The sequence below is a fragment of the Roseburia sp. AM59-24XD genome (assembly GCF_003478445.1).
Classification (GTDB): domain Bacteria; phylum Bacillota; class Clostridia; order Lachnospirales; family Lachnospiraceae; genus Jutongia.
In genome coordinates, this window is the sequence record NZ_QUET01000011.1 from 55,600 (window position 1) to 81,671 (window position 26,072).

Below are 26,072 nucleotides of genomic sequence, written 5' to 3' on the forward strand. Positions count from 1 at the left end.
GACTTTCTTTTCTTTCTTTCTTATAATGATAAAAAAGTGAGAAAGGAGAGAAAGAATGAGCGAGACGTCAGGTGAGAAGTTAAATATAGAATATAAGCAGGAATATGTTTCAGATATAAAAAAAGAAGTAATTGCATTTGCAAATGCTGAGGGAGGCACTGTTTTTGTTGGGATATGCAATGATGGTGCTGTCAAGGGGGTAGATGATCCGGATGAGGTTATGCTTCGTATTGTGAATTCCCTGAAAGATGCGATTGCTCCGGATGTTATGCCTTTTGTCAGGGTGGACAGTGTTGCTATCGAGGGCAGAAATGTGATCGAAATTCAGATTACAACCGGGACAAATCGTCCTTATTATTTGAGGGAAAAGGGATTGAAGCCCGGAGGTGTATATGTTAGAAAGGGCAGTTCTTCACAGCCTATGACGGAGGAAGGAATCCGGGAGATGCTTCTTCAAAACAGCGGAAGATCCTTTGAGTTGTGCCGGAGTATGACACAGGAGCTGACCTTTCGGGAATTCTACCGGGAAATGGAGCTGAGAGGGTTTGAAATCGGAGATGCCCAGATGCGAACACTGAAATTGATCGGGGAGGACGGATTGTATACCAATCTGGCTTTGTTGTTGTCTGATCAGTGTGAGGTGACGACTAAAATAGCATTATTTCAGGGGAAAGACAAAGAGATTTTCCGGGATCGCAAAGAGTTTTCGGGTTCTCTTCTAAAGCAGTTGGAGGATGTTTACCAATATGTTGATATGGCCAATAAAACAAAAGCGAGTTTTTCCGGGTTAGAACGGACTGATACCAGGGACTATCCGGAGGAGGCTATCCGAGAGGCACTGCTTAACAGTATTGTTCATAGAGACTATTCTTTTAGCGGAAGTAATCTGATCAATATTTATGAGGACCGGATGGAATTTGTTTCTTTGGGAGGTCTGGTTCCGGGACTGGAGATCAATTCCATTTTTCTTGGAGTTTCCCAGTCGAGAAATCCGGGTCTTGCGGCGATATTCTATCGTATGAAATTGATTGAGAGTTATGGAACCGGCATCGGGAGGATTCAAAGAGCATATAAAAACCGGAAAGAGCAGCCGAAGTTTGAAACAGCCAAAGGCGTTTTCAGGGTCACGTTACCTAATCAAAATGAACAAATAGAAGCGCTTCCTTTTGTGGTTCGGGAGGTTCCTGCAAATTATATGATGTCTGTTCCGAATGAAAAGAAGCAGCTTCTTGATTATGTCAGAAAGAATAAAGTGATCACCAGAAAAGAGGCGGAAAAGCTTCTTGGAGCGGGTTCGACAAAGGCGTTTCGGCTTCTCAAGGAATTATGCGGTTCCGGACAATTAGAACAAAGAAAAAAGGGAAGATTGAGTATCTATACGGTGAACGATAATGATAATATTCAGTAAAAAAGAAAAAGCCGGAAATCAACGGAGAATATTTCATAAGGACACAGTCCGTCAGGCATTCTGGCGGGCTTTGCCCATTATGGGAAGTTATTTGTTTGTGAGCATGTCCTATGGGCTTTTAATGCAGGAGGCGGGCTATCGCTGGGGCTGGTCGTTGCTTGTGAGCATGACGGTGTATACCGGGGCATTCCAGTTTGTTCTGATTACCTTTTTAAGCAGCGGGGCTTCGCTGCTCACGATAGCGCTCACGGCATTATTTATGAACAGCCGCCAGTTTTTCTATGGACTCAGCTTTGTGGAGGAATTCCGGCAGATGGGAAAACGTTATCCGTATATGGTGCATACAATGACGGACGAAACGTATGCGGCAAACTGTGCACTGCAGATGCAGCAGGAGCAGAGGGCGAAAGAGTCTGACCAGAAAATGGGACAGAACGAAAAGAAAGCGGTGCCGGAAGAGGACGAAAAGAACATAGCAAAATCCCTGGAGAACATCAGGAAACGTGATGAGATGTTTTGGATCGCGTTGTTTTCAAGGATAAGCTGGATGCTTGGTGCGGTGGCTGGCGGCGTGATCGGACAGAGCATTCCCGTGGAACTTACGGGTATTGACTTTTGTATGACAGCGCTGTTTGTCACGATATTTGTGGATCAGTGGCGGTCGGCAAAGAGTCATATTCCGGCATTGCTTGGTCTTGGCTGTGGAGTGGTTCTGCTTCTTCTTGTGGGACCGGATTACTTTTTGCTGCCGACGCTGATACTGGTGTCGGGTATTCTGCTTCTGATTCGTGGAACCATGAACTCTGCGGTCGGAGCAGCTTCTGGAGAGGAGGCTGTGGAACATGAATAATATACAGGCATTTACGGCAATCATGCTGGCGGCGGCATGTACTCTTCTGATGCGTGCACTGCCCTTTACCCTGTTAGGAAAACGTCAGGAGATCCCGGAGGTCATCCGGTATCTGGGAAATATCCTTCCGGCGGCGATCATGGCGGTGCTGATCGTATACTGCCTGAAATCCGTGCCGATGGATTTTGGCGGAACAGGGATGTATCAGCTTCTGGCTGCAGGAGTCTGCGTACTGTTACATGTCTGGAAGAAGAATACACTGTTTAGCATTGTCGGAAGCACGGCATTTTATATGATATTGCTGCAGTTTGCATGACAAAACGAAAAAAAGATATCATAATAATCGGGATTGTGGTACACTAAGAAAGATTGGGAGATATTTTGCCGGGTGGCAGGTATCTTCATAGAAGGAAAGGAATACAGGATTCATATGTTAAATCAGTTTTCTAGAACACAGCTTTTATTGGGAAAGGAAGGAATTGACCGGCTGGCAGAGGCGAAAGTGGCTGTTTTTGGCATCGGAGGAGTTGGCGGCTATGTGGTGGAAGCGCTTGCCAGAAGTGGTGTCGGTTCTTTTGTATTGGTGGATGACGATAAGGTATGTCTGACGAATCTGAATCGTCAGATCATTGCCACACGCAGTACAGTGGGCAAATATAAAACAGACGTGATGCGTGACCGCATTCTGGATATTAATCCGCAGGCGCAGGTGGAGGTCAGACAGTGCTTTTATCTGCCGGAAAATGCCGATGAATTTGATTTCTCAGAGTATTCTTATGTGGTAGATGCTGTGGATACAGTGACAGCGAAGCTGGAGATCATTATGCGTGCGAAGCAGACCGGCACCCCGGTGATCAGCAGCATGGGGGCAGGCAATAAGCTGGATCCGACGAAGTTTCAGGTGGCAGATATTTACGATACGACGATCTGTCCTCTGGCGAGAGTCATGCGCCGGGAGCTTCGCAAAAGAAATGTCAAGGATCTGAAGGTGGTTTTCTCTACTGAGAAGTCGATTCGCCCTTTGGAGGATATGAGTATCAGCTGCAGGACAAACTGCATCTGTCCGCCGGGAGCAAAGCACAAATGCACAGAGCGCCGCGATATTCCTGGTAGTGTGGCATTTGTCCCATCTGTAGCGGGACTGATTATTGCCGGAGAGGTTGTGAAGGATCTGGCAGGTCCGTTGCCGGTTCAAGAATAGAAGGGATGATATCCGATTATGAATATTGAAAAGTTAGAAAAAAATCTGAGAGACCTGATCCTGGAGGAGCAGGTGAAGCTTGGTTATCGTAAGGAGCTTTTGCGTCTGTATTATCCGTTATCCTCTCTGAATCATCTGCTGGAGGTAGATTGTACGGAAGAGGAAATGTTGGAGAAGATGAAGGAGTTTTCAGAGGCCACAAGAGCGCATTTTGGCGGGATTACAGCATCTTCCCAAAAAGAAAGATTTTGCATTCAGATTCCACCGGAGGGAGTGGAGTATGTCCATGAGCATCAGGAAGAGGATGATTTCCTGGTGAAATTTATAGAGACGATCGCCCGTCATGGCTGTACTCTGAAGGATGTGGAAACGCTTTTTGCACAGTATTCGGATCAGGTGTTTGAGGGCAGTTATGCAGGGGATGATTTTGATTATGTGTTCTATTTTCGGGACAGTAAGCCGAATGATTACCGCTATTGCATCACCTTCGAGGGCTGCCACGTGATCTATCACCGGTTTACCCCGGAGGATTATGTGGACTTTGATTTTGGGGAGGTCACACCAGTCGTGCGTTCTTAAATCGTGCGCGAAGGCAAAAGTGAACATAGAGATTGCCAGATGCCGATGCTTGCATCTGGTAGCTGGCAGATCAATATGTGAACGTGCCCGCGAGTGAGAAAAAGCGAAGCTTTTTCGAACCTTTTGCCGGAGCGTTGCGAAAATTCATTATGGGCGAAATTTGAAAATAGAAAGAGGTAAATTATGTTTACAGGTACTATATGGTCATTGCTGCCACCGATCCTGGCGATCATGCTTGCTTTGATCACAAAAGAGGTTTACAGTTCACTGTTTGTGGGAATTGTAGTAGGAAGCTTTATGTATGCGCAGTTTCATCCGTGGACTGCATTCACCGTGATCTTTGATACCATCAAGGACAGCATGAATATCAATATTTTGTTTTTCCTGGTAATGCTTGGTATGATTGTCGTGCTGATGTCCCGCTCCGGCGGTTCGGCGGCTTACGGAAAATGGGCGATCTCCAAGATCAAAAACAAAAAGGTTGCACTTTTGGCGACGATGGGGCTTGGCGTACTTATTTTCGTGGATGATTATTTTAACTGTCTGACGGTTGGCTCGGTGATGCGTCCGGTGACCGACCGGTACAAGGTGTCCAGAGCAAAGCTTGCTTATATTATTGATGCCACGGCAGCGCCGGTCTGCATTATTGCACCGATCTCAAGTTGGGCGGCGGCTGTCAATTCCTATGTGCCGAAGGGATCCTCGCTGACGGGCTTCAGTCTGTTTCTGCGGACGATTCCGTACAATCTGTATGCAATCCTGACCCTTTTGATGGTGTTTTATCTGATCCTCACCGGTTTTGATTTCGGTTTGATGAAGAAACATGAGATCAATGCGGAGCGTGGTGATCTGTTTACGTCCGGAGAGGATGCACTGAAGGAGGAGAAGCAGGAAGAGGTTAACGAAAAGGGACGTGTTGCCGATCTGGTTCTTCCGGTAGTGCTTCTGATCGTATCTGCGATCGGTGCCATGATCTATACCGGATATTTAGGAGGAGCAACGAATGTGGTCGCTGCGTTCTCCGGCTGTGACTCTGAGCGGAGCCTGATCTTTGCAGGACTTGTCACGATCCTTTTCTGTTTGATCTGGTATCTTCCGAGAAAGGTTCTGAACTTTGCCGATTTCATGGAAAGCTTTGTGGAGGGATTTCGTCTGATGGTTCCTGCCATGGCGATCCTGACCTTTGCGTGGGCGCTGAAGGGAATTGGTGATCATCTCGAGATCAGTACATTTGTGAAAAGTGTTGTCGGACAGAATGCTTCGGCAAGTATGTTTATACCGATGATCATATTTATTATTGCAATCTTTCTGGCGTTTTCGACCGGAACGAGCTGGGGAACCTTCGCAATTCTTGTACCGATCGTAATTGCAATGTTCCCGGAGCAGGGACATATGGAGATGATGATCATTTCGGTGTCTGCGGTACTGGCAGGTGCGGTATGCGGCGATCATGTGTCCCCGATTTCGGACACCACGGTTATGTCCTCGGCGGGAGCGCAGTGTAATCATATGAATCATGTTTCAACGCAGCTTCCGTATGCGGCTGTCGTGGCGGCAGTCTGCGTGGTTGGCTATATACTGGCGGCATTCATCCAGATCTGGTGGGTTGTTCTGATCTTAAGCGCGGCAATCCTGCTGGCGGTGCTGACGGCGATGCGGATATGGCTTCAGAAGAAAGCGTAGGAGATTATTTATCTGACAGATTTTTTATTGATGGAATAATTATTAGCCAACAGACTTGACGAGTGCTAAAATAAGTGGTATAACATAATCGAAAGTAAAAATGCAATACAGCAGGGTTGATATATTGGATGGTTTATCACCCTATTAACAGCCTTGGAGGGATGCGAACAGATTCGTATGCCTCTTTTCTGTATATGTTTATTGCGCAGGACAATGTCCCTGATGCAGCAAAAAGCAGAGCAAAACGTTTGTTTTGCCCGTTTTATTCGGAGGTGAGGATGATGAAGAAACGAGATTATTATGATGTCCTTGGTATCCGGAAAGGAGCGGATGAGAAGGAAATCAAAAAAGCATACCGTAAGCTTGCCAAGAAGTATCATCCGGACGTGAATCCGGGCGATAAAGAGGCAGAGAAAAATTTTAAGGAAGTTACAGAAGCATATAATGTGCTCAGTGATGCAGAAAAGAAAAAGCTGTACGACCAATATGGTTTTGCAGCATTTGAGGAGGGCGGTGCCGGTCCGCAGAGCGGACAGCATTTTTATCAGAGCTATGGCGGTCCCGATTTTGGGACAGGCGGCTATCACGAATATCATTTTGAGGGTGGCAATATGGACGACATCTTTGATGATATTTTCGGCGGCATGTTTCATGGCAAGTCGCAGGGAACCGGATTTCACGGACAGGACAGTGGTGGCTTTGGCGGCAGCTTTCATCAAAGCGGTGGTTTTGGCAGCGGCTTTGGCGGTTTTCGCCGGAGTGCAGACTCGGCAAAGGGAGACGACCTGGAGGCACAGACGGATATTACCTTTGAGGAGGCGGCGTTTGGCTGTGATAAGATCATTCATCTTGTGTCACAGGATGGCTCCGGTCAGAGGAAGTCTCTGCAGGTACACATTCCTGCCGGAGTAAATGACGGAATGAGTGTGCGTCTGCGCGGCAAAGGCATGCCGGGATATGGAGGCGGTCCTGACGGAGATCTGTTCTTAAAGGTGCATGTCCGGTCAAAGCCCGGATTTGACAGAAAGGGAATGGATATATATACTCAGATTGAGGTGCCTTTTACAACGGCAGTTTTTGGCGGCGAAGCACCGGTGGATACGTTAAATGGAAGAGTCATGTGCCGCATTCCGGAGGGGACGCAGGCAGGCAGCAAGATCAGGCTTCGCGGAAAGGGTATTGTGTCTATGAAGGATGCATCAGTTCACGGGGATGAGTATGTGACGGTGCAGGTTAAGGTGCCGAAGGATCTGAGTCAGCAGGCAAAGCAGAAACTGAGGGAATTTCAGCAGATCTGTGACAGAGACAGGTCCGGTCAGAGAGGCAGTGCCGCATAAAGGAACCGTAGAATAATAAAAAAGCTATCCGCAAACGCAAACATCGCGACAGCAGTTTTTCGTCCGCAGATTGCAAATAGGAATGATAGAGAAGAAAGGAAGATGTATATGAGTGAAACAATGAAGACGATCCGAACAAGAAGAAGTATTCGTAAATTTCAGGATAAGATGCCGGAGAGAGAATTGATCGACCGCGTGATCGAGGCAGGAACTTATGCGGCAACCGGAAGAGGAAAGCAGTCCCCGATCATTGTTGCTGTATTAAATAAAGAGGTGCGGGATAAGCTTTCCCGTATGAACGCCCGGATCATGGGAGCAGCAGAGGGAACAGATCCGTTTTACGGTGCTCCGGTTGTGCTGATCGTGCTGGCAGATAAAAAGATGCCAACGCATGTGTATGACGGAAGCCTTGTGATGGGAAATCTCATGCTTGCAGCGAAGGATGCAGGTCTTGGCAGCTGCTGGATCCATCGTGCCAAGGAAGAGTTTGAAAGCGAAGAAGGAAAGGCAATCTTAAAATCTCTGGGAATTGAGGGAGATTATGAAGGCATCGGTCATTGTGTGATCGGCTATATGGACGGCGATGAGCCGGAGGCAGCACCACGCAAGGACGATTATGTATATTATGTAGAATAAACAGAAAGTAATTCTCTATTGTTAAGCTGCATATATGTACGAAATAGAGGACATATATGTGACCGATATCTGCATGGAAGGGCATACGGGTTATAAACATGAAGATTTTCCGGACAATGAAAAATTATAAATTAAATTATCTGCCAAAGGACATTCTGGCAGGCATAATCATTGCGGCAGTTTCGATCCCGATATCCATGGGTTACGCGGAGGTCTCCGGACTTCCGCCGGTCTATGGACTATATGGATCGGTATTGCCGATTTTATTTTTTGCGATGTTTACGACATCTCCCCAGTTTATTTTTGGTGTGGATGCGGCACCCGCGGCGATCATAGGTGCGGCTGCAGCAGGGCTTGGTCTGCAGGCACAGTCACCGGAGGCGATGTCATTTATTCCGATGACGGCGTTGTTTGCCGGATGCTGGCTTCTGTTGTTTTTTCTGCTCAAGGCGGGCAAGATGGTAGATTACATATCAACTCCGGTCATGGGAGGCTTTATCAGCGGTATTGCGGTGACGATTATTCTGATGCAGATTCCAAAGATTCTCGGAGGAGGTTCCGGAACAGGTGAACTGCCGGAGCTTATCCGGGCGATCATTGAGGCGGTGCATCAGATCAACGGTGCTTCTGTGCTGCTTGGTGTTTGTTCTCTGGCGGTGATCGTGATCGCAAGGAGGCTTGCGCCCAAATTTCCAATGGTGATCGTTGTCATGGCAGCAGGCGTGCTGTTGACCTGTTTCGGTCATATCGATCAGTATGGAGTACGTCTTTTATCGGCGGTAGAGCCGGGGCTGCCGAAGCTTATGTGTCCACAATTTCGGTCAGTGGATCTTTCGCAGGCAGCGGGCAGAGGACTCATGGTTGCTGTCGTGATCATGGCAGAAACGCTTCTTTCGGAGAATAATTTTGCATTCCGCAATGGCTATAAAATAAAAGATAATCAGGAAATTCTTGCCTGTGCCGTGGGCAATATTGCATCGGCACTGGTGGGATGCTGTCCGGTCAATGGAAGTATTTCAAGAACCTCCATGAATGATCAGTATGGCGGCAGAACACAGATGGTATCAGTGACAGCGGGAATTGCGATGATACTTCTTCTGTTGTTTGGAACAGGCTTTATCGGATATCTTCCGGTTCCGGTATTGACGGCGATCGTGATTTCCGCATTGATGAAGGTAGTGGAGCTTGATCTGGCAGTCCGTTTATTCCGGGTCAGCCGCAATGAATTCTATATTTTCCTGGCAGCATTTTTTGCCGTACTTCTTCTGGGAACGATCTACGGCGTTATCATAGGAATTATTCTTTCCTTTATCGCCGTTGTGCTGAAAGCAACCAATCCGCCGAGAGCATTTCTCGGGGTGATCCCGGGAAGGGATGGTTTTTACGACTGCAGCAAGAACCGTCATGCGCATGAGATTGAGCATGTCGTGATCTACCGTTTCAGTGAAAGCCTTTTCTTTGCAAATGTAAAGACCTTTCAGGAAGATATTGAGAACAGAATTTCGGATGAAACAAAGGTGGTTATTGTCGATGCCGGGGCGATGACGAGTATCGATATCACAGCGGCAGACCGGTTGGAAATGATGTGTGAGCGTTTTGTAAAACAGGGGATTCATTTCTACATCACAGAGCATATGTCATCGGTTAATGAGCAGATGCGTCAGCTCGGTATTGGCTGGATGATCGAGAAGGGACATGTGCGCCGTACAATTACAGCGGCACTTCATGACAGCGGATATCTGGAACCATATACCTTAAAGGGATACACTATCCAAAAAAACGGACACATCATAAATATTTCGGCGGAAACAGAAAATACACTGGAGGAGTTTGCGTGGGCGTTTGGTGATGAGACCGTGGATCAGATCGAGAAGCGTGTTCATCAGGTGTTAGACAGCATTCATTGCATGCCGGACTGGGAGGAGATCGCAGAACAGGGTATCGAAAGCAGCCTCAAATATTGGCATGGACTTGGGGCGATTGATGAGGATGAATTTCTGCGCCGTATGGAGATTCACATGGATGAGCTTCCGGACAAAATGGCAGATAGGGATCATCGCCGGATTATCCTGGAACTGCTGGAAAAACGTCGCCACCATATTCGCGAGGAGATTGGCAGAGAGCATCCGGAGATTCTGGAGAAACTTCAGCATCGTCGGGAAAAGCTCGAACAGAGACTGGAAAAACAGAATCCGGAAGGAGCGCGCAGACTGCATCAGTGGGAGCAGGAGCTTCGTCAGAAGAGAGAAGAAAGCAGTTGAAAGGTAACACATTAAGGGGAAGAGATTATGCAATAAAAAGTCGCCATACCATGTGGTACGGCGACCGAAAGACCAATAGGTCGTTTGCTGTGTCAGGGGAAAGTTTTACCGTGCGATCAAATTCCATTTCTGACAGTTATGTCCGTTGTAAACCCATTGCTGTACATTGCCGTTATTGCTGCGGTTTGCATTAGCAATCTCGACAACACTCTTACAGCCGGAAGACTTTGTGTAAATGCTGTAGCTTCCGTCAGAATTTTTACAAGCTTGTAAAGCTGGGCACTGCAGTTGGTATTTTTATAAATCCCGATGTTTGTCCCGTTTGCACTGCTGTTGCATGAAACATCCAGAAGAAATGTTCTGCCGTCTCCCAGACAGGAGTAAATATTGTAATATCCTTTTCCATCAGGAACAAATTTCCAGGTATTATTTGCTTTTGCTTTGGAAGCAGAGTACTGGATGACATTTGTACCGTTTACCGCTTTCGCACCGCAGACATCCATATACAGACCACTGTTTACGTTTTTCAGCATATATGTTTTGCTGGTATCAATACTGCTTGTGGAACCGGAGGTATTGCCTGAGGACGGATACACGGCAGTGATGGCATTGATGATCTTTGGCTGTGTGACTGTACCGGTACTGCGGTTAAATAAACCGAAACCATATGTGCCTGTTGCACCGTTATCCCACCAGATTGGAATACAGCCGTATTTCTTTGCGTAAGTGCAGACTTTGGAAGCAAATTCTGCACGACATGCCGTGTTGTTTGAATCGAAAGCAGATTTATCAATGGCACCGTATTCTCCGATCACGACCGGATATCCCTGGCTACAGAATTTGTTATACAGACTGTTAAACTGGGATTTCAGATAAGACTCATCGCCCCAGGAATCAACCTTTGAGCTGTTGTTTGCCTTGCTTCCCCATTGGGTTGCCGTGGTGCTTTCTTCTCCGCAGAAGCCCCATGGATCATAATAATGAACAGAGATCATGATGCGCTTTCCGCCGGCAGTGCAGTTGTTGTCGGTAGGAACCCGGAAACCATAATCGCCTACAGTGTAATTGATGTTAGTGTTCCAGCCCGGGAGCATTAACCAGCGCTTCGCATTGTTTCCACCGGAAGTGCGTACGGTATCTACAAAGATCTGATTGAGCTGGTTGATATTTTCATAATATGTTCTGTTTGGAGTTCCGTAAGTGCCATCAAATTCTTCATTCATGGATTCGAAGATCAGGTGCTGGTCATATGAGCGGAAACGTGTGGCGATCTGTTTCCAGCAGGCTTTGTATTTGGCACGGATCGCAGTCTGGTTGGAACCGTCACAGAAAAGCCAGCCGCCATCGACAGAGTGATAGCCATCGCCGTGCATGTTAATAATGACATACAGGTCATTAGCAATACACATATCAACTACCTGCTGTACCCTGTTTAACCACGATGAATCGATGGTGTAACTTGAGTTGCTGCTGATCTTGCCCAAATAGGAAACCGGAATACGGATGGAACGAAAACCGGCATTTTTTACTGCCTTGATCAGATTGGCGTTGATCGTAGGATTACCCCAGCATGTTTCATTTGGCGTTCCGTTCAGGGATGCTTCCAGCTGATTTCCAAGGTTCCAGCCGGCTCCCATTGCGGATGCGATCTGGCTCTGGTTCAGATCAACAAAGCTCGCAGCTTTTGCAGTTCTTGGAGCAGAAAAACCATGAAAACCATTGAGCGTGGACAGTGTTACAGCTGCCGCCATTACAACAGCAAAGATTTTTTTAAATCTCATAAACCCTCCTTTGAAAAAGCTTTGCCTTTTCGAAATATTTTTGTTTTGCTCACCCTGAGATAAATGTTAACATGATTTGTACAAAATGACCATATATAAAACAATTCATAAGATAAAATCGGCAAAAATGACAAAAATATTGCAACTTAAATGATTTACTATAACATTTAAGTCGGATAAATTGCACAAATTTGGAAATGTAGTATGTACAACTTTGCTGGTTGGGAGAGGTTTTTGGACTCTTACGTTGTTGTATCTCGTCTCACCAAAACCGGTGTGATCATTTTGTGAATGATCTCGGTCTGAGGAACCGGTCGACGCTTTTTCATTTCATTCATCTGGGAAACCAGCAGCTTCATGGCTTCATGTGCAATCTTGTCAATCTGCTGTCCTACAGTGCTGATCGGGATAATTGCCTCGGAGGCAATTGGGGAATCATCATACCCGATGATCCGGAAGTCATCCGGAAGAGTGCCATAATCTCTCATCAGCAGATTCAGAAAAATATTGGCATGGGTGTCATTGGCAAGAAAGATTCCTTTTCGTTTATCCGGATATTTGTCTTTGATCAGATTGTAGACCTCACTAATGTGCTGCTGTGTTTCCGGATAACTGTTGCCGAGATCTGTAAGGATAATTTTGTGTCGGATATTGAACTGCTGGCAGGTATCGCGAAAACCCTGGATACGGCCGTAAGAAGGGACGGACGGAGAAACATCAGAATTGATGTGGATCAGGATGTCACAGTTGTTTTTGACAAGGAGACTGGCAGCCTGCACGGCTCCCATATAGTTGTCAGTATTGATACTGTTTACATATTCATCCTCCCGTTCGATGGTGACGACAGGAATGTGATAAGAAGCCAATTCCTGCGACGGGATTGTGTGGCTTAACACAATGAGTCCCTCAATCTTGTAAGCAAGCAGCTCCTGAAGGTATTTTCGTTCTGTTTCCTCGGAGCCGTTGCTGGTAAACACCAGAAATTTATATCCAAAAGTTTCATAAGTAGATAAGATCTGGTTTAACATTTCTGAGTAATAATGAAGGAATAAATTGGGTAACAGAATGCCGACAAATTCGCTTTTGCCATTTGCCAGCACTTTTGCGAGCTTGTTCTCATGATAATCCAGATCGACCAGTGCCTGTGCGATGATCTCCTGGTTTTTTAATGTAAGGGAATCAGGATTATTGAAATATCTGGAGATGGTTGTTTTGGAAAAGTGAGTATATTTTGCAATGTCGTCAAAGGTGACTTTTTTCTTTTTATTATCCATGTTTTGTGCCTTTCTGCGTTGGGAGTGTATTTTCGTGCTGTAAATCTGTCCTTAGTATAGCAGAACAGAGGCGTGAATTCAATGAAAAAATAACCGGTAACGTAACCGGTTATAATAATTTAAAAAAATGGTTGACAAACGATATGCATCATAGTATTATTAAATCACAAAGTAACCGGTTACTTTACCGATTACACAAACGGAAACACTTATAGAGACACGACGAAAGAAAGGAGAACAGAATGAGAAAACGTGTGATAACGGCTCTGGCCATGAGCGTACTTGCACTCAGCCTGACCGGATGTCAGAAAAGTACGCCGAAGCCCGGAAGCATCGCCGGATATGATAAAGGAGAGCAGTATCTGTCCATATGGGTACACTCCATTGAGGATACCGATGAAGGCCGATGCTATCGGGAAGCAGTTGATGCATTTAACAAGAAGTATGATGGAACATATTTTGCGGATATTGAGTTTATTCCGCGAAATGACAGTGGCGGAGGATACTCTGATAAGATCAATGCATCCGTCATGTCGGGAGACCTTCCGGATGTGCTGACGGTAGACGGACCGAATATCGCAGCATATGCATCCAATGGGATTATTCAGCCTCTGGCAAAGCTGACGGAGAAAGAAAAATCCGTTTACCTGCAGTCTATTATCGATCAGGGAACTTACAAGGACAAGCTGTACGCTCTGGGAGCAATGGAGTCCAGTGTTGGTCTGTACTATAATAAGGACATACTGAAAGAGGCAGGAATCAGCATACCTGATGCAGATCATCCGTGGACTCAGTCCCAGTTTTTGGACATTCTTGCAAAGCTGAAACCGGTTATAGATAAAAAGAATGGATATGCCCTTGATATGACATTTCCGGTGGGGGAGGCAACCATCTATTATTATGCACCGTTTTTCTGGTCAAATGGCGGAAATATGGTGGACGAGACGGGACTTTCCGTGGATGGTGTCTTTGATTCGAAGGAAAATGTAAAAACAGTATCTTATTTTCAGTCGTTGCTGAAGAATAAGTATATGTCAAAGGTGCCGATCGATCATTTGTTTGAAAGCGGCAGGGCAGCATTTAAGATTGATGGTGCATGGGAGGTTAATACACTTTATACCAGCTATCCGGATGTGTCCTTTGGTGTGGCACCATATGTAGTCGGGGACTCCTGGAACGGAGAGAGATACGCTCCAACCGGTTCATGGGCTTTTGCAGCCTCTTCCAAGACAAAACATATCAAGGGAGCAACCGAATTAGTGAAATGGATGAGCGGTGTGGACAGCGGAAAACGCTTATGGGAAAAGTCAAAATCATTTCCATCCACATATGAAGCGTATGAAACAATCGACGTATTTCAAAAAGACGAAAATTACAAAGCGCTATACTATCAATTAAGCAACTATGGTCATCCAAGGCCAAAGACTCCTGCATATCCACAGGTAAGTACATCATTTCAGCAGGTACTGGAAAATTGTGTTCTGAGTGGTTTTGATCCACAGGAGCAGCTGGATAAATCTGTAGAAAGGATTAACGCAAAGCTGAAGCGTTATACGTTAGAATGATGAAAAAAAGAAGAGAATCAATTATGGGAATGGCCTTTTTTGGCCCGGCACTTGTCTTATTGACATTGTTTTTGTTCCTGCCAATGATATTGACATTGGTATTTAGCTTTACAGACTTTTTTGCATTAAATCCAAGCCTGACGCATTTTACCGGGTTGGATAATTATTTTCAGGTATTCAAGGACGATGATTTCCGGCAGGCATTTACCAATACCGTGAAATTTGTGATCATAATTGTTCCGTTACAGGGACTGGGAGCGTTAGGACTGGCACTTCTGATCAATAAGGTGACGTATTGTAAGGCATATTTTAAGGTGGCATTTTTTATTCCGGTTGTTATGTCTCTGGCGGTTGTATCTACACTCTGGGTGCAGATCTACAGCCCGGAGGGAATTTTAAATTCCATTCTTGCACACATTGGAATCAACGCACAGCCGTTTATCAATAGTGCAGATCAGGCTCTGCCATCCATCGCTGTTATGAGTGCATGGCAGGGAGTCGGTTATCAGATGTTGATCTTCTTGGGCGGACTGCAGCAGATCAATCCGGCACTTTATGAGGCTGCTGAAATGGATCATGCCAGCAGTTGGCAGAAATTTAAAGATATCACATTGCCGGAGTTAAAGCCATTGTGTATTTTTGTACTGATCACGATCACGATCGGAGCGTTCCGTATGCTGGTACAGCCGATGGTTATGACGGGAGGAGGCCCATCTCATTCTACTTACACCATGGTTTATGACATTTATGAACCGGCACGGTAAACTGGGAGATCGGACTGGCATCCACGATGGCGATCGTATTTGCATTTTTCGTAATGATCCTGACGGTGATCCAGACAATCCTCACCAAAGATAAGGAGGGAAAAAAACATGTTAACAAAAAAGCAAAAACGAATTAATATCATTCTTGTTATCATTATGATTATCGTGTCCTTGTTTTTTCTGTTTCCTGTAATATGGATGCTTGCTAATTCTTTTAAAACAGATGCAGCGATCACAAGAGATATGAATTCGCTGGCGGCGTTTATTCCTCCGGCGTTAAATGGTAGTTTTTTCGACAATTATATTACCATTCTGACCAACACGAGCTTTCTTCGTTATATGGCAAACACATTGCTTTATGCAGCGGTATTGATCGTGCTTGGAATCATTGTAAACGGGCTGGCAGGCTATGCACTGGCCAAGATCAATTTTCCGTTTAAGGAACGCTGGCTTCTTATCATTATGCTTTTGATGATCGTGCCGATGGAGACGATCATTACCATACATTTCCTGTTTATTGCAAAATTGGGACTTTTAAATAACATTATCGGGTATGTTCTTCCGATGATCGTAAATCCATTTAATATATTCCTGTTCCGGCAGGTGTTTGTCAGTCTTCCGGATGATGTTTACGAGGCGGCGCAGTTGGATTTTTGCAGTCCGGTGAAGTATTTCTTTACTATGGTGCTTCCAATGTCTAAGAGTGTTGTGGCAACAGTCAGTGTATTTACATTTTTAAATGTGTGGAACGATTATTTGTGGCCATCTCTTGTATTTACTTCAAGTGATCTTCTGACGGCACAGATCGGATTAAATGCGATCACGTCCAATGATAATACAACAATGGGTCAGACATTAGCTGTCATTACACTGGTAACGATACCGGTTATCATCATTTATGCGTTATTTTCAAAGCAGATTGTGGAAGGAGTTGTTTCCACAGGTTCAAAGGAGGGTTAAGTTATGAGTTTTATTGAATTAAAAAAAGTATGCAAGCAGTATCCGGGTACAGATAAAAAGGCAGTGACAGATTTTGATCTGGAGATCAATGAAAAAGAATTTATTGCATTTGTTGGACCATCCGGCTGTGGAAAATCTACGACACTGCGGATGATCGCGGGATTTGAAGAAATCACTTCCGGAGATTTGTATATTGATGGGAAGAGAATGAATGAGGTCGCACCAAGAGATCGAGGCATTTCTATGGTATTTCAGAATTATGCGTTATATCCTCATATGACGGTGGAGAAAAATATCGGCTATGGACTGAAAAATATGAAGGTACCGGCTGACGAGATCAAAAAAAAGGTAGACTGGGCAATTGATATTCTGGGACTGGAGGAATATAGAAACCGTAAACCGAAAAATCTGTCCGGAGGCCAGAGGCAGAGAGTTGCTCTTGGAAGAGCAATCGTAAAGGATCAGAAGGTATTTTTGATGGATGAGCCGCTGTCTAATCTGGATGCAAAGCTTCGTGTCAGCATGAGAAATGAGATCAGCAAGCTTCACCGCAGCCTTGGAAGTACTACAATCTACGTTACGCATGACCAGGTGGAAGCAATGACCATGGCAGACCGTATTGTGATCATGAAAGCGGGTGTTGTACAGCAGGTTGGTAAGCCAATGGAGCTGTACGAAAAACCGGTCAATAAATTTGTGGCGGGATTTATCGGCTCACCACAGATGAATTTCTATGATGTTTCCATTGAGGATGGACAGATTGTATTTTCAGATGGCAATCGGCTGACCATGAAGCAGGAAATGGCTGAGAAGTTAAAGAAGCATGGAACAAGAATGACACTTGGAATTCGCGGAGAGGACATTAAATTTGATCCACAAAATCTGGACATCTATAAAGAAAATAAGATGCAGGCAGTTGTTGATAATACAGAGATCATGGGAAATGAAAATAATATCTATTTTGAATTTGGAGGAGCAGTAACGATTGCCAGGGTTTCAAAATATGAGCTGTGCAAAGTGGGGGATAAGGTAGAATTTGTGTTTGTGCCGCATAGGATGCACTTTTTTGATATCGATACGGAAGAAGCGATCGAACTGTAGGTAAGGTATGAAACAATCGGATGTCTGTAGGGGTAGAACCGCAGACATCCGGAAAGGGACAGGTATAGATATGGATCAGTTGAAAAAAGCAAATGAATATGTTAAACAGAACCGCATTCCAAAAGAAGAGCTTCCGGTGTTCCATGTAACACCGCCATGCGGCTGGATGAACGATCCCAATGGCTTTTCGGTATATCAGGGAAAGACCCATTTGTTTTACCAGTTTCATCCCTACAGCACAGTGTGGGGACCGATGCACTGGGGACATTATGAAACAGAGGATTTCGTGAAATGGACGGAACTTCCGGCAGCATTGGCTCCGGATCAGGCGTATGATGAAGCAGGTTGTTTTTCCGGTTCAGGAATAGAGACAGAGAAAGGTCATCTTCTTGTATATACCGGTGTCATGGAAAAAGAGGAGGATGGGCAGAAATATACGTATCAGAATCAATGTATTGCTTTGGGGGATGGAAAGGCATATAATAAACTTGCGCAAAATCCGGTAGTGACCGGTGACATGCTTCCGAAGGGGTTTAGCAGAGAGCATTTCAGAGATCCGAAGATCTGGAAAGAAGATGACGGATATTATATGGTCGTTGGAAACAAAACAGACCAGGGAAAGCCGCAGGTTGTATTATTTCATTCGGAGAATGCCATTGAGTGGGAGTATGTATCTGTACTGGCAGAGGATAAAAACGGAAATCTTGGAACTATGTGGGAATGCCCGGATTTCTTTGAATTGGACGGGGAATATATACTGCTTGCTTCTCCGCAGGATCTGTGTGCCGGTTCGGAGTTTCATAATGGAAATAATGCAGTATATTATACCGGCAGTTACGACAGGGGACGGCATGTATTTGATTATTCGCATGTATACTCTCTGGATGATGGCCTCGACTTTTACGCATCACAGACCATGTTGTCTGCGGATGGACGGCGTATTTTGATCGGATGGATGCAGACCTGGGATGCCAATATTCGCCCGGCAGATCAGAAATGGGCATGTATGATGACTATTCCAAGAGAGCTTCGTCTTGATAACGGGCGGATATTGCAAAGTCCGGTCCGAGAGTTGGAAAAATACTACAGTAACTCGGTTCATTATGACCAGTGTACGATAAAAGGGACATGTCAGAAGGAAGGAATCCGGGGACGTGTGCTGGATATGACTGTAGAACTTTTGGAGGGCGATTATACTTCGTTTGACATCTGCTTTGCACAAAATGAAAAGCATTTTACGAAATTTACTTATGACCGTGCGGGTAAAACTATAGAAATTGACAGGACATACTGTGGAATGATCCGTGATGTACTGGCACAGAGAAAAGTTCCGGTCAAAGTTTCGGGTGACGTTGTTAAGATTCGGATGATCCTGGATAAATATTCCGCAGAGATTTTTATAAATGATGGGGCACAGGTGATGAGTACGACATTCTATACTCCGTTGGATGCCGATCAGATCAGTTTTGTCTGTGATGGTTCTGTTGCTGTCAATATTGATAAATATGATATATCTATCGGCGAAATGGCATGATGTATGCAGATAGGAGGAAAATGATGAAAAAATTTGACGTGGCTGCATTAGGGGAATTACTTGTGGATTTTACGGAAAATGGAATCAGTACACAGGGAAATCCTGTTTTGGAGGTCAATCCCGGAGGTGCTCCGTGTAATGTATTGTCCATGCTGCAAAATCTTGGAAAAAGTACGGCATTTATCGGAAAAGTCGGGGATGATGTTTTTGGACGGATGCTGGCAGATGCAGTAAAAACACAGGGAATCAATACGGATAATCTTGTTGTAGATCCGGAGGTGCATACTACGTTAGCCTTTGTTCATACAAAGAAAGACGGAGACAGGGAGTTTTCGTTTTATAGAAATCCCGGAGCTGATATGATGCTACGATGGGAGGAGGTACAGCAGGAGAAACTTGCTCAGACAAGGATTTTTCATTTTGGAACCTTGTCTATGACGCACGAGCAGGTAAAGGATGCAACCCAAAGAGCCGTGCAGCATGCCCAAAAAGAAGGTGCCCTTATCTCTTTTGATCCCAATTTAAGACCACCGCTATGGAACAGTCTGGAGGATGCCGCACGTCAAATGTGGTATGGAATCGGACAGTGCGATATCTTAAAGATTTCCGATGATGAAATCGCCTTTTTGACCGGTAAGAAGGATATTGATCAGGGCATTGCGGAAATTTTGAGAAAAAATCGTCCGATATTAATATGTGCAACTATGGGAAAACATGGAGCAAGGCATATTATCAGGGAAAAAGCGTATTTTGCGAGCCGTTTCTGCGGGACGACACGATAGAGACCACAGGGGCGGGAGATACCTTTATGGCGTGCGTTTTAAATGCTGTTCTCGAAAAAGGACTTGATTCTTTGACGGAAGATGATCTGCATGAAATGCTTCGGTTTGCCAATGCGGCATCTTCGATCATTACCACCCGCAAAGGGGCATTGAAGGTGATGCCGAAGCGGGAAGAAATTATTTCCGTGCTGACAAAAGAATAAAATCGAACAAATGTTCATGATTTCGTTGCATTGACAATAATACTATGCTATACTGATTTTATGAATGATGAAAGATACATAGGGAATGAATCGCCATCATGGAGAGATTTGTTCCCTGTTTTGTTATAAAGTGAAAGACACAAATCGGAGAGACTTGGAGGTGTTCAGACAATCATGGATCGTTTTATATTACATTCCGAATACCAGCCTACCGGGGACCAGCCGGAGGCGATCGACGCTCTGGTCAGGGGCTTTGAGGAGGGCGATCAGTTTCAGACTTTGCTTGGTGTTACCGGCTCCGGTAAGACATTTACCATGGCAAATGTCATTGCAAAGCTTAATAAACCGACTTTGGTCATTGCGCACAATAAGACTCTGGCGGCGCAGCTCTACGGCGAGTTCAAGGAATTTTTCCCGGAGAATGCAGTGGAGTATTTTGTATCCTATTATGATTATTACCAGCCGGAGGCATATGTACCGTCCTCGGACACATATATTGAGAAGGATTCCTCGATCAATGATGAGATCGATAAGCTACGGCATTCGGCGACGGCGGCACTGACGGAGCGGAGAGATGTCGTGATCGTGGCGAGTGTGTCCTGCATATATGGTCTCGGAAGTCCGATCGATTACCAGAATATGACCGTGTCACTGCGACCGGGCATGATCAAGGATCGGGATGAGGTCATTCACCGTCTGATCGATATGCAGTACACAAGGAATGACATGGATTTTCAGCGTGGTACCTTCCGTGTGCGCGGAGATGTGCTGGAGGTATTCCCGATTTCGGAGTCTGACCGCGCGATCCGTGTGGAATTTTTCGGCGATGAGGTGGACAGGATCACGGAGATCGATGTGCTGACCGGTGAGGTTTTGTCCGAGCTGGAGCATATGGTTGTGTTTCCTGCATCTCATTATGTTGTGGATAAGGAAGCAATGGAGCGTGCGATCCGTGACATTGAGGCGGAGCTGGAGGACAGAGTACGGTATTTCCGGTCTGAGGATAAGCTTCTGGAGGCACAGAGGATTTCTGAACGGACTAATTTTGATATCGAAATGATGCGTGAGACCGGCTTTTGTTCCGGTATTGAGAACTATTCCCGTCATCTTTCCGGATTGAAGGAAGGGGAACCACCGCATACATTGCTGGATTATTTTCCAGACGATTTTATTATTATGGTGGACGAGTCTCATATGACGATTCCACAGATCCGCGGTATGTATGCCGGAGACCGTTCCAGAAAGAGGACGCTGGTAGACTACGGTTTCCGTCTGCCATCGGCGTTAGACAACCGTCCGCTGAACTTTGAGGAGTTTGAGCAGCATATCAATCAGATGATGTTTGTTTCTGCGACACCGAATGTATATGAGGACGAGCATGAGCTGGCGAGAGTAGAGCAGATCATCCGGCCGACAGGGCTGCTGGATCCGGAGATTGACGTACGTCCGGTAGAGGGGCAGATCGATGATCTGTTAGGCGAGGTGAACCGTACTATTGCGGCAGGCAATAAGGTTATGGTCAATACGCTGACGAAGCGGATGGCGGAGGATCTGACGGATTATCTGCGTGAGGCGGGCATCCGTGTAAAGTATCTGCATTCGGATATTGATACGCTGGAGCGTTCGGAGATCATTCGCGACATGCGTATGGATGTGTTTGATGTGCTGGTGGGAATCAATCTGCTCCGAGAGGGACTGGATATTCCGGAGATTGCTCTGGTGGCAATCCTGGATGCAGATAAGGAGGGATTCCTGCGTTCAGAGATCGCGTTGGTTCAGATCATCGGACGAGCTGCACGAAATGCAGAGGGTCATGTGATCATGTATGCGGATGTTATGACGGATTCCATGCGCAATGCGATCAATGAGACGAACCGTCGTCGCAGCATCCAGCAGAAATATAACGAGGAGCATGGTATTACACCGCAGACGATCAAGAAAGCAGTCCGGGATCTGATCCGGATTTCGAAGAAGGTCGAGGAGACAGAAACCGGTGATATCCAGAAGGATATCGAATCAATGAATCAGAAGGAATTAGAGCAGCTTGTCCGCAAGATCAAAAAGAAGATGAACACAGCGGCTGCCGAGTTAAACTTCGAGCTGGCGGCAAGTCTGCGTGACCAGATGCTGGAGATCAGGAAGCATATGAATGAGTAGCATGATGTAAGGGACAAAAGCAGATAGCAATGTATGCTTACATACAAATTGCCTGACGATGGAGCAATCCATGTCATCCGTTGAAAAATGCATTTTGCCCCCGATATCACGGTATAGGTTTTTTGTGGAGGACGAATATGGGAATTTTACTGGGGGTTGATTATTATCCGGAGCAGTGGCCGGAGGAGATGTGGGAGCAGGATGCAGACCATATGAAGGAATGCGGTGTGAAGCTTGTCCGGATGGCGGAGTTTGCATGGAGCCGTCTGGAGCCGGAGGAGGGAGATTTCCGGTTTGAATGGCTCGACCATGCAGTGTCCGTTTTTAAGGACAGAGGGATTCAGGTATTTTTGTGTACACCAACCTGCACCCCTCCGTTGTGGGCATTTGAGAAATATCCTGAGATCATTCAGGTTGGAACAGACGGAAGAAGGATCTCCATCGGAATCCGTGGACACCGCTGCATGAACAGTCCCGTTTATCGGACACTGTGTGAGCGTATCATTCGCCAATTGGTAGATCATTACCGGAATGAGGAGGCGGTGATCGGATACCAGATCGACAATGAGCTGGAGGCGAACCATTGCCGCTGTGCAGTGTGCGAGGAGGCGTTTCGTGACTGGATGAAGGAGAAGTACGGTACAACGGAACAGATCGATCAGGCGTATGGCAACAGCGTCTGGAGCGGAGAGTATTCTTCTTTTTCTCAGGTGAAGCCGCCGATGGGAGATTTCATCAAGTGGCAGAATCCGTCATTGACGCTTGATTATAATCGATATGCTTCCGATAGTACGGTAGCATATCTTGAATTTCAGAGAAAGCTGATCCATTCGCTGGATCCGAAGGCGCAGATTACAACCAATAGCTGGCTGTGTGAAAATATGCCGGACTTTTATGACCTGTTCCATAATCTGGACTTTGTTTCTTATGACAATTATCCGACAACGATGATTCCGACAGATTCACAGGAACTGTATTCCCATGCGTTTCATCTGGATCTTATGCGCGGAATCTTGCAGAAGAATTTCTGGATCATGGAGCAGTTAAGCGGTGCGGTGGGAAGCTGGATGCCTATGTCAGCCATGCCGGTACCCGGGATGATCAAAGGGTATGCACTGCAGGCGGTAGCGCATGGAGCGGACGCCGTGATTCATTTTCGCTGGCGCACCGCCGTGTCAGGTGCAGAAATGTACTGGCACGGAATCCTGGATCACAGCAATGTGCCGGGAAGGCGCTATCAGGAATTTAAAGAGCTGGGGCAGACGATAAAGCAGCTTCAGGAGTTGGATGGCTCTGAGGTGGTCAATCGTGTGGCGTTACTTTACAGCTCCGATAATGAATATGGTTTCAAGCTGCAGCATCAGGCAGAGGGCATGTATTATCTGGAGCAGTTAAAGTGTCTTCACGACGGTTTTACCGGCATTGGCGTTGGTGTAGATATTATTGACGAGAGAGCATCGTTTGACGGATATGATATTGTACTTGCTCCGACAATGCTCATTGAACATTCCGGAACCGTGAAGAAACTGGAGAATTTTGCAAAGCAGGGAGGAACGGTGCTTTTGACGAACCGCTCGGGGGTGAAGAACCTCTCTAATCAGTGTATCATGGACAGTCTTCCTACTATATATAAAGAACTTGCTGGCGTGCACGTGACGGAATACAATGCCGCTGGAGCGCGGACAGGGAAGCTGCGGATTACTGATGCACAGCTTCGTGGACAGTATGGTCAAATCTGTACAAATTCGTTTTTGAGGGAGGATGCTTCTTCACTGCAGACGGAGCATCAGGATGCCACATATAAGCGCTGGTGTGATATACTGGAAGCAGACACGGCAGAGGTTCTGGCGGTCTATGGAGATCAGTATTATGCGGGGCAGCCGGCAGTAACAGTAAACACATATGGCAAAGGCTGCGTATATTATGTAGGAACCGTGCCGGACCGTACATTCTATATGGCGCTTGCGGCTCGTATGGCACAGGAGCAGAAGCTGAGCTTCCGGGATGATCTGCCGCTTGGCGTAGAAATTACATATCGGCAGAAGCAGGATACGGCCTGGAGATTTGTATTTAATAACAGTGACAAACCGCAAAGTATATCTCTGGAGGGTAACATATGTTCATTGAAGCCGTTTGAGATGAAGATTGATAAGATATGTGCAAAGGGAAAGCGTATATAGCTGATGTCGGATAAGGGGAAACCCCGGCTGTGTTAGAACATGCCGGATAAGTGCATTCTGACGGTGTTGGAAAATGCTGAATAAGAGAATGCCGGGTAAGAGAATCCAGGCGGTATTATGTTAGGAAATATACTCGGAACAAACAGACAGGAGGTGAGGAAATGCGCTGGTGGAAACGATTAATATTAACGGTGGTCAGTCTTGCGTGGGGATATATCTCGACGGATTATCTGTATATTGCACTTGGATATCTGACCGGAACGAGAGCACAAAGGAACGTAGAAAGTATGCCGCAGACATTTCTGTGGCAGCTGGCCGGTTTCGGAATGTTTGTGTTATGGCTTTTGATCCTTGCTGCTTATACGAAGCTGATCCGCTTCCTGTCTCCAAAGGTTGACCTGATTGAAATGGATGTGGATGAGAAGAATCCAAAGATTCGCAGAAAGGTTTTTGATATTATTCTACAATATGGTTTTATTCTGACCGGAATATTTATACGATGGGCGTATCTTTGCCTGGTTTACCTGCCAAATCATTAGTATAATGATTGTGCCGGACATAGTGGTGTGGTATGATAGACATATATGTGTCGGCAGCGGTGAGAAGGTATGAATGATAGATTGCCGGTGGCAGTGAAAGTGCGTGATAAGAAAACGGAGATCACATTAGTGTACGTAAGAATGGAGGGGGCAGATGGCATCAATTAAAGACATTGCGAAGATTTGTGGCGTGTCGGTTGCCACGGTCAGCAAAGCACTGAACGACAAAAAGGATATTGGAGAGGAAACCAAAAAACATATCAAAGAGGTTGCAAAGGAACAGGGATATTTTCCGCAGTATTATGCCCGCGCGATCCGCATGAACAAAAGTTTTAATATTGGTGTTCTCTTTATTGATGAATCGATGAGCGGTCTGACACATAATTATTTCGCAAATATCCTGAACAGCTTTAAAGTGACCGCGGAAAGCAAAGGTTATGATATCACCTTTATCAACAGCAATAAGAAGCACAAGAAAAGCAAAACATATCTGGAGCATTGCCGGTACCGTGGTCTGGACGGCGTCATGATCGCCTGTATCGATTTCTATAATCCGGAGGTACGCGAGCTGGTAGAAAGCGATATTCCGGTTGTGACGATCGATTACGAATTTCCGGACTGCCTTTCTGTCATATCGGACAATGCAGCAGGAATGCGTGAACTGGTTGAATATGTGATTTCGATGGGACACAAGAAGATCGCATATATTACCGGTGACGATACATCGATTGTTACAGATATTCGTATTCAGGGTCTGAAGGAGACAATGGACAAGCATGGTCTGGCATTGCCGGAAGGATGGATCTTTCCGTCCGAGTATCGTAATCTGAAAAAGGCGGCAGAATATACGAAGACATTATTGCAGCAGCCGATCAGGCCAACCTGCATTATATATTCCGATGACTATTCGGCAGTCGGAGGCATCGCTGCGATCGAGTCGATGGGATTAAGGATCCCGCAGGATATCTCGGTGGCGGGCTATGATGATATCTTTATCGCAAGCCAGCTTCAGCCTCGTCTGACCACGGTGCGGCAGGATACGGAGAAGATTGGCATGAAGGCGGCAGAGCAGTTGATCAAATTGATCGAGGGACACAAGGTAAAGCTTTCAGCACCGTCTGTAGTGGCAAGCCAGCTGATCCGTGGAGCTTCCGTTGCCAAGCTGGAGGAATGACAGAAATCAATGGATAATTTGTAGATTATTTGCATAATTTGTATCTTGACAAGCTTTCATAAACATAATATAATAGTCTAATGTGGCGTGTAAAATACTTAAG

Annotated in this window: 20 protein-coding genes and 2 pseudogenes; 19 read left to right on the top strand and 3 right to left on the bottom strand. The window is 45.8% G+C overall.

Annotation, left to right across the window (positions count from 1 at the left end; genetic code table 11):
* Window positions 1–55 precede the first annotated feature (55 nt).
* From DXA20_RS06980 to DXA20_RS07020, 9 genes are all read left to right on the top strand, one after another.
* Window positions 56–1,408, top strand: a complete 1,353-nt coding sequence (locus tag DXA20_RS06980) for an RNA-binding domain-containing protein (RefSeq protein WP_118559774.1) — start codon at window positions 56–58, stop codon at window positions 1,406–1,408.
* Window positions 1,409–1,487: 79 nt separating this feature from the next.
* The gene (locus DXA20_RS06985) at window positions 1,488–2,258 is read left to right on the top strand and encodes an AzlC family ABC transporter permease (RefSeq protein ID WP_243100569.1); all 771 of its coding nucleotides are present in this window, start codon (window positions 1,488–1,490) and stop codon (window positions 2,256–2,258) included.
* Complete coding sequence (locus DXA20_RS06990; protein WP_022306883.1) at window positions 2,251–2,574, top strand: branched-chain amino acid transporter permease; 324 nt, start codon at window positions 2,251–2,253, stop codon at window positions 2,572–2,574. The genes DXA20_RS06985 and DXA20_RS06990 overlap by 8 nt, the downstream gene beginning before the upstream one ends.
* A gap of 114 nt (window positions 2,575–2,688) precedes the next feature.
* Entirely contained in the window at window positions 2,689–3,459 is a 771-nt protein-coding gene (locus DXA20_RS06995) for a tRNA threonylcarbamoyladenosine dehydratase (protein WP_118559776.1), read from the top strand.
* An 18-nt stretch (window positions 3,460–3,477) separates the two neighbouring features.
* Window positions 3,478–4,038: a DUF3877 family protein gene (locus DXA20_RS07000; protein ID WP_118559777.1), complete on the top strand. Its 561-nt coding sequence runs from the start codon at window positions 3,478–3,480 to the stop codon at window positions 4,036–4,038.
* Between the two features lie 183 nt (window positions 4,039–4,221).
* Window positions 4,222–5,721, top strand: a complete 1,500-nt coding sequence (locus tag DXA20_RS07005) for a Na+/H+ antiporter NhaC family protein (protein WP_118559778.1) — start codon at window positions 4,222–4,224, stop codon at window positions 5,719–5,721.
* 278 nt (window positions 5,722–5,999) lie between these two features.
* On the top strand, window positions 6,000–7,058 hold the full coding sequence (locus DXA20_RS07010; RefSeq protein ID WP_118559800.1) for a DnaJ C-terminal domain-containing protein: 1,059 nt from the start codon (window positions 6,000–6,002) through the stop codon (window positions 7,056–7,058).
* A gap of 108 nt (window positions 7,059–7,166) precedes the next feature.
* The gene (locus tag DXA20_RS07015) at window positions 7,167–7,694 is read left to right on the top strand and encodes a nitroreductase (RefSeq protein ID WP_022305133.1); all 528 of its coding nucleotides are present in this window, start codon (window positions 7,167–7,169) and stop codon (window positions 7,692–7,694) included.
* Window positions 7,695–7,810: 116 nt separating this feature from the next.
* Window positions 7,811–9,955, top strand: coding sequence for a SulP family inorganic anion transporter (locus DXA20_RS07020; protein WP_243100570.1), 2,145 nt, complete (start codon window positions 7,811–7,813; stop codon window positions 9,953–9,955).
* A 105-nt stretch (window positions 9,956–10,060) separates the two neighbouring features.
* On the opposite strand, the gene DXA20_RS18625 is transcribed toward DXA20_RS07020, so the two are convergent.
* The 3 genes and pseudogenes from DXA20_RS18625 to DXA20_RS07030 form a co-directional block, all read right to left on the bottom strand.
* Complete coding sequence (locus tag DXA20_RS18625; RefSeq protein WP_442969685.1) at window positions 10,061–10,243, bottom strand: RICIN domain-containing protein; 183 nt, start codon at window positions 10,241–10,243, stop codon at window positions 10,061–10,063.
* Between the two features lie 23 nt (window positions 10,244–10,266).
* A pseudogene (locus DXA20_RS07025) lies at window positions 10,267–11,736 on the bottom strand (cellulase family glycosylhydrolase); the annotation flags it as partial.
* Window positions 11,737–11,978: 242 nt separating this feature from the next.
* Window positions 11,979–13,010, bottom strand: a complete 1,032-nt coding sequence (locus DXA20_RS07030; RefSeq protein WP_022305137.1) for a substrate-binding domain-containing protein — start codon at window positions 13,008–13,010, stop codon at window positions 11,979–11,981.
* 242 nt (window positions 13,011–13,252) lie between these two features.
* Between DXA20_RS07030 and DXA20_RS07035 the strand changes: the two genes are divergently transcribed.
* From DXA20_RS07035 to DXA20_RS07080, 10 genes and pseudogenes are all read left to right on the top strand, one after another.
* On the top strand, window positions 13,253–14,575 hold the full coding sequence (locus DXA20_RS07035; RefSeq protein WP_118559781.1) for an ABC transporter substrate-binding protein: 1,323 nt from the start codon (window positions 13,253–13,255) through the stop codon (window positions 14,573–14,575).
* Between the two features lie 23 nt (window positions 14,576–14,598).
* Window positions 14,599–15,339, top strand: a complete 741-nt coding sequence (locus tag DXA20_RS07040) for a carbohydrate ABC transporter permease (RefSeq protein WP_243100571.1) — start codon at window positions 14,599–14,601, stop codon at window positions 15,337–15,339.
* 108 nt (window positions 15,340–15,447) lie between these two features.
* On the top strand, window positions 15,448–16,299 hold the full coding sequence (locus DXA20_RS07045; RefSeq protein ID WP_118559782.1) for a carbohydrate ABC transporter permease: 852 nt from the start codon (window positions 15,448–15,450) through the stop codon (window positions 16,297–16,299).
* A gap of 3 nt (window positions 16,300–16,302) precedes the next feature.
* On the top strand, window positions 16,303–17,400 hold the full coding sequence (locus DXA20_RS07050) for an ABC transporter ATP-binding protein (protein WP_022305141.1): 1,098 nt from the start codon (window positions 16,303–16,305) through the stop codon (window positions 17,398–17,400).
* A gap of 70 nt (window positions 17,401–17,470) precedes the next feature.
* Complete coding sequence (locus DXA20_RS07055) at window positions 17,471–18,934, top strand: glycoside hydrolase family 32 protein (protein WP_118559783.1); 1,464 nt, start codon at window positions 17,471–17,473, stop codon at window positions 18,932–18,934.
* A gap of 20 nt (window positions 18,935–18,954) precedes the next feature.
* Window positions 18,955–19,919: pseudogene (locus DXA20_RS07060) on the top strand (carbohydrate kinase family protein).
* 174 nt (window positions 19,920–20,093) lie between these two features.
* Window positions 20,094–22,076, top strand: a complete 1,983-nt coding sequence (uvrB, locus tag DXA20_RS07065) for an excinuclease ABC subunit UvrB (protein ID WP_118559784.1) — start codon at window positions 20,094–20,096, stop codon at window positions 22,074–22,076.
* A gap of 137 nt (window positions 22,077–22,213) precedes the next feature.
* The gene (locus DXA20_RS07070; RefSeq protein WP_243100572.1) at window positions 22,214–24,256 is read left to right on the top strand and encodes a beta-galactosidase; all 2,043 of its coding nucleotides are present in this window, start codon (window positions 22,214–22,216) and stop codon (window positions 24,254–24,256) included.
* A 161-nt stretch (window positions 24,257–24,417) separates the two neighbouring features.
* Window positions 24,418–24,795 (top strand): hypothetical protein, encoded by a 378-nt coding sequence (locus DXA20_RS07075; protein WP_022305146.1) that lies wholly within the window; start codon window positions 24,418–24,420, stop codon window positions 24,793–24,795.
* Between the two features lie 154 nt (window positions 24,796–24,949).
* Window positions 24,950–25,969, top strand: a complete 1,020-nt coding sequence (locus tag DXA20_RS07080) for a LacI family DNA-binding transcriptional regulator (protein ID WP_022305148.1) — start codon at window positions 24,950–24,952, stop codon at window positions 25,967–25,969.
* Window positions 25,970–26,072 lie beyond the last annotated feature (103 nt).

Coding starts and splice junctions, on each gene's coding strand:
- DXA20_RS06980 (WP_118559774.1), top strand. CDS start 56: ATGAGCGAGACGTCAGGTGAGAAGTTAAATATAGAATATAAGCAGGAA.
- DXA20_RS06985 (WP_243100569.1), top strand. CDS start 1,488: ATGGGAAGTTATTTGTTTGTGAGCATGTCCTATGGGCTTTTAATGCAG.
- DXA20_RS06990 (WP_022306883.1), top strand. CDS start 2,251: ATGAATAATATACAGGCATTTACGGCAATCATGCTGGCGGCGGCATGT.
- DXA20_RS06995 (WP_118559776.1), top strand. CDS start 2,689: ATGTTAAATCAGTTTTCTAGAACACAGCTTTTATTGGGAAAGGAAGGA.
- DXA20_RS07000 (WP_118559777.1), top strand. CDS start 3,478: ATGAATATTGAAAAGTTAGAAAAAAATCTGAGAGACCTGATCCTGGAG.
- DXA20_RS07005 (WP_118559778.1), top strand. CDS start 4,222: ATGTTTACAGGTACTATATGGTCATTGCTGCCACCGATCCTGGCGATC.
- DXA20_RS07010 (WP_118559800.1), top strand. CDS start 6,000: ATGATGAAGAAACGAGATTATTATGATGTCCTTGGTATCCGGAAAGGA.
- DXA20_RS07015 (WP_022305133.1), top strand. CDS start 7,167: ATGAGTGAAACAATGAAGACGATCCGAACAAGAAGAAGTATTCGTAAA.
- DXA20_RS07020 (WP_243100570.1), top strand. CDS start 7,811: ATGAAAAATTATAAATTAAATTATCTGCCAAAGGACATTCTGGCAGGC.
- DXA20_RS07030 (WP_022305137.1), bottom strand. CDS start 13,010: ATGGATAATAAAAAGAAAAAAGTCACCTTTGACGACATTGCAAAATAT.
- DXA20_RS07035 (WP_118559781.1), top strand. CDS start 13,253: ATGAGAAAACGTGTGATAACGGCTCTGGCCATGAGCGTACTTGCACTC.
- DXA20_RS07040 (WP_243100571.1), top strand. CDS start 14,599: ATGGGAATGGCCTTTTTTGGCCCGGCACTTGTCTTATTGACATTGTTT.
- DXA20_RS07045 (WP_118559782.1), top strand. CDS start 15,448: ATGTTAACAAAAAAGCAAAAACGAATTAATATCATTCTTGTTATCATT.
- DXA20_RS07050 (WP_022305141.1), top strand. CDS start 16,303: ATGAGTTTTATTGAATTAAAAAAAGTATGCAAGCAGTATCCGGGTACA.
- DXA20_RS07055 (WP_118559783.1), top strand. CDS start 17,471: ATGGATCAGTTGAAAAAAGCAAATGAATATGTTAAACAGAACCGCATT.
- uvrB (WP_118559784.1), top strand. CDS start 20,094: ATGGATCGTTTTATATTACATTCCGAATACCAGCCTACCGGGGACCAG.
- DXA20_RS07070 (WP_243100572.1), top strand. CDS start 22,214: ATGGGAATTTTACTGGGGGTTGATTATTATCCGGAGCAGTGGCCGGAG.
- DXA20_RS07075 (WP_022305146.1), top strand. CDS start 24,418: ATGCGCTGGTGGAAACGATTAATATTAACGGTGGTCAGTCTTGCGTGG.
- DXA20_RS07080 (WP_022305148.1), top strand. CDS start 24,950: ATGGCATCAATTAAAGACATTGCGAAGATTTGTGGCGTGTCGGTTGCC.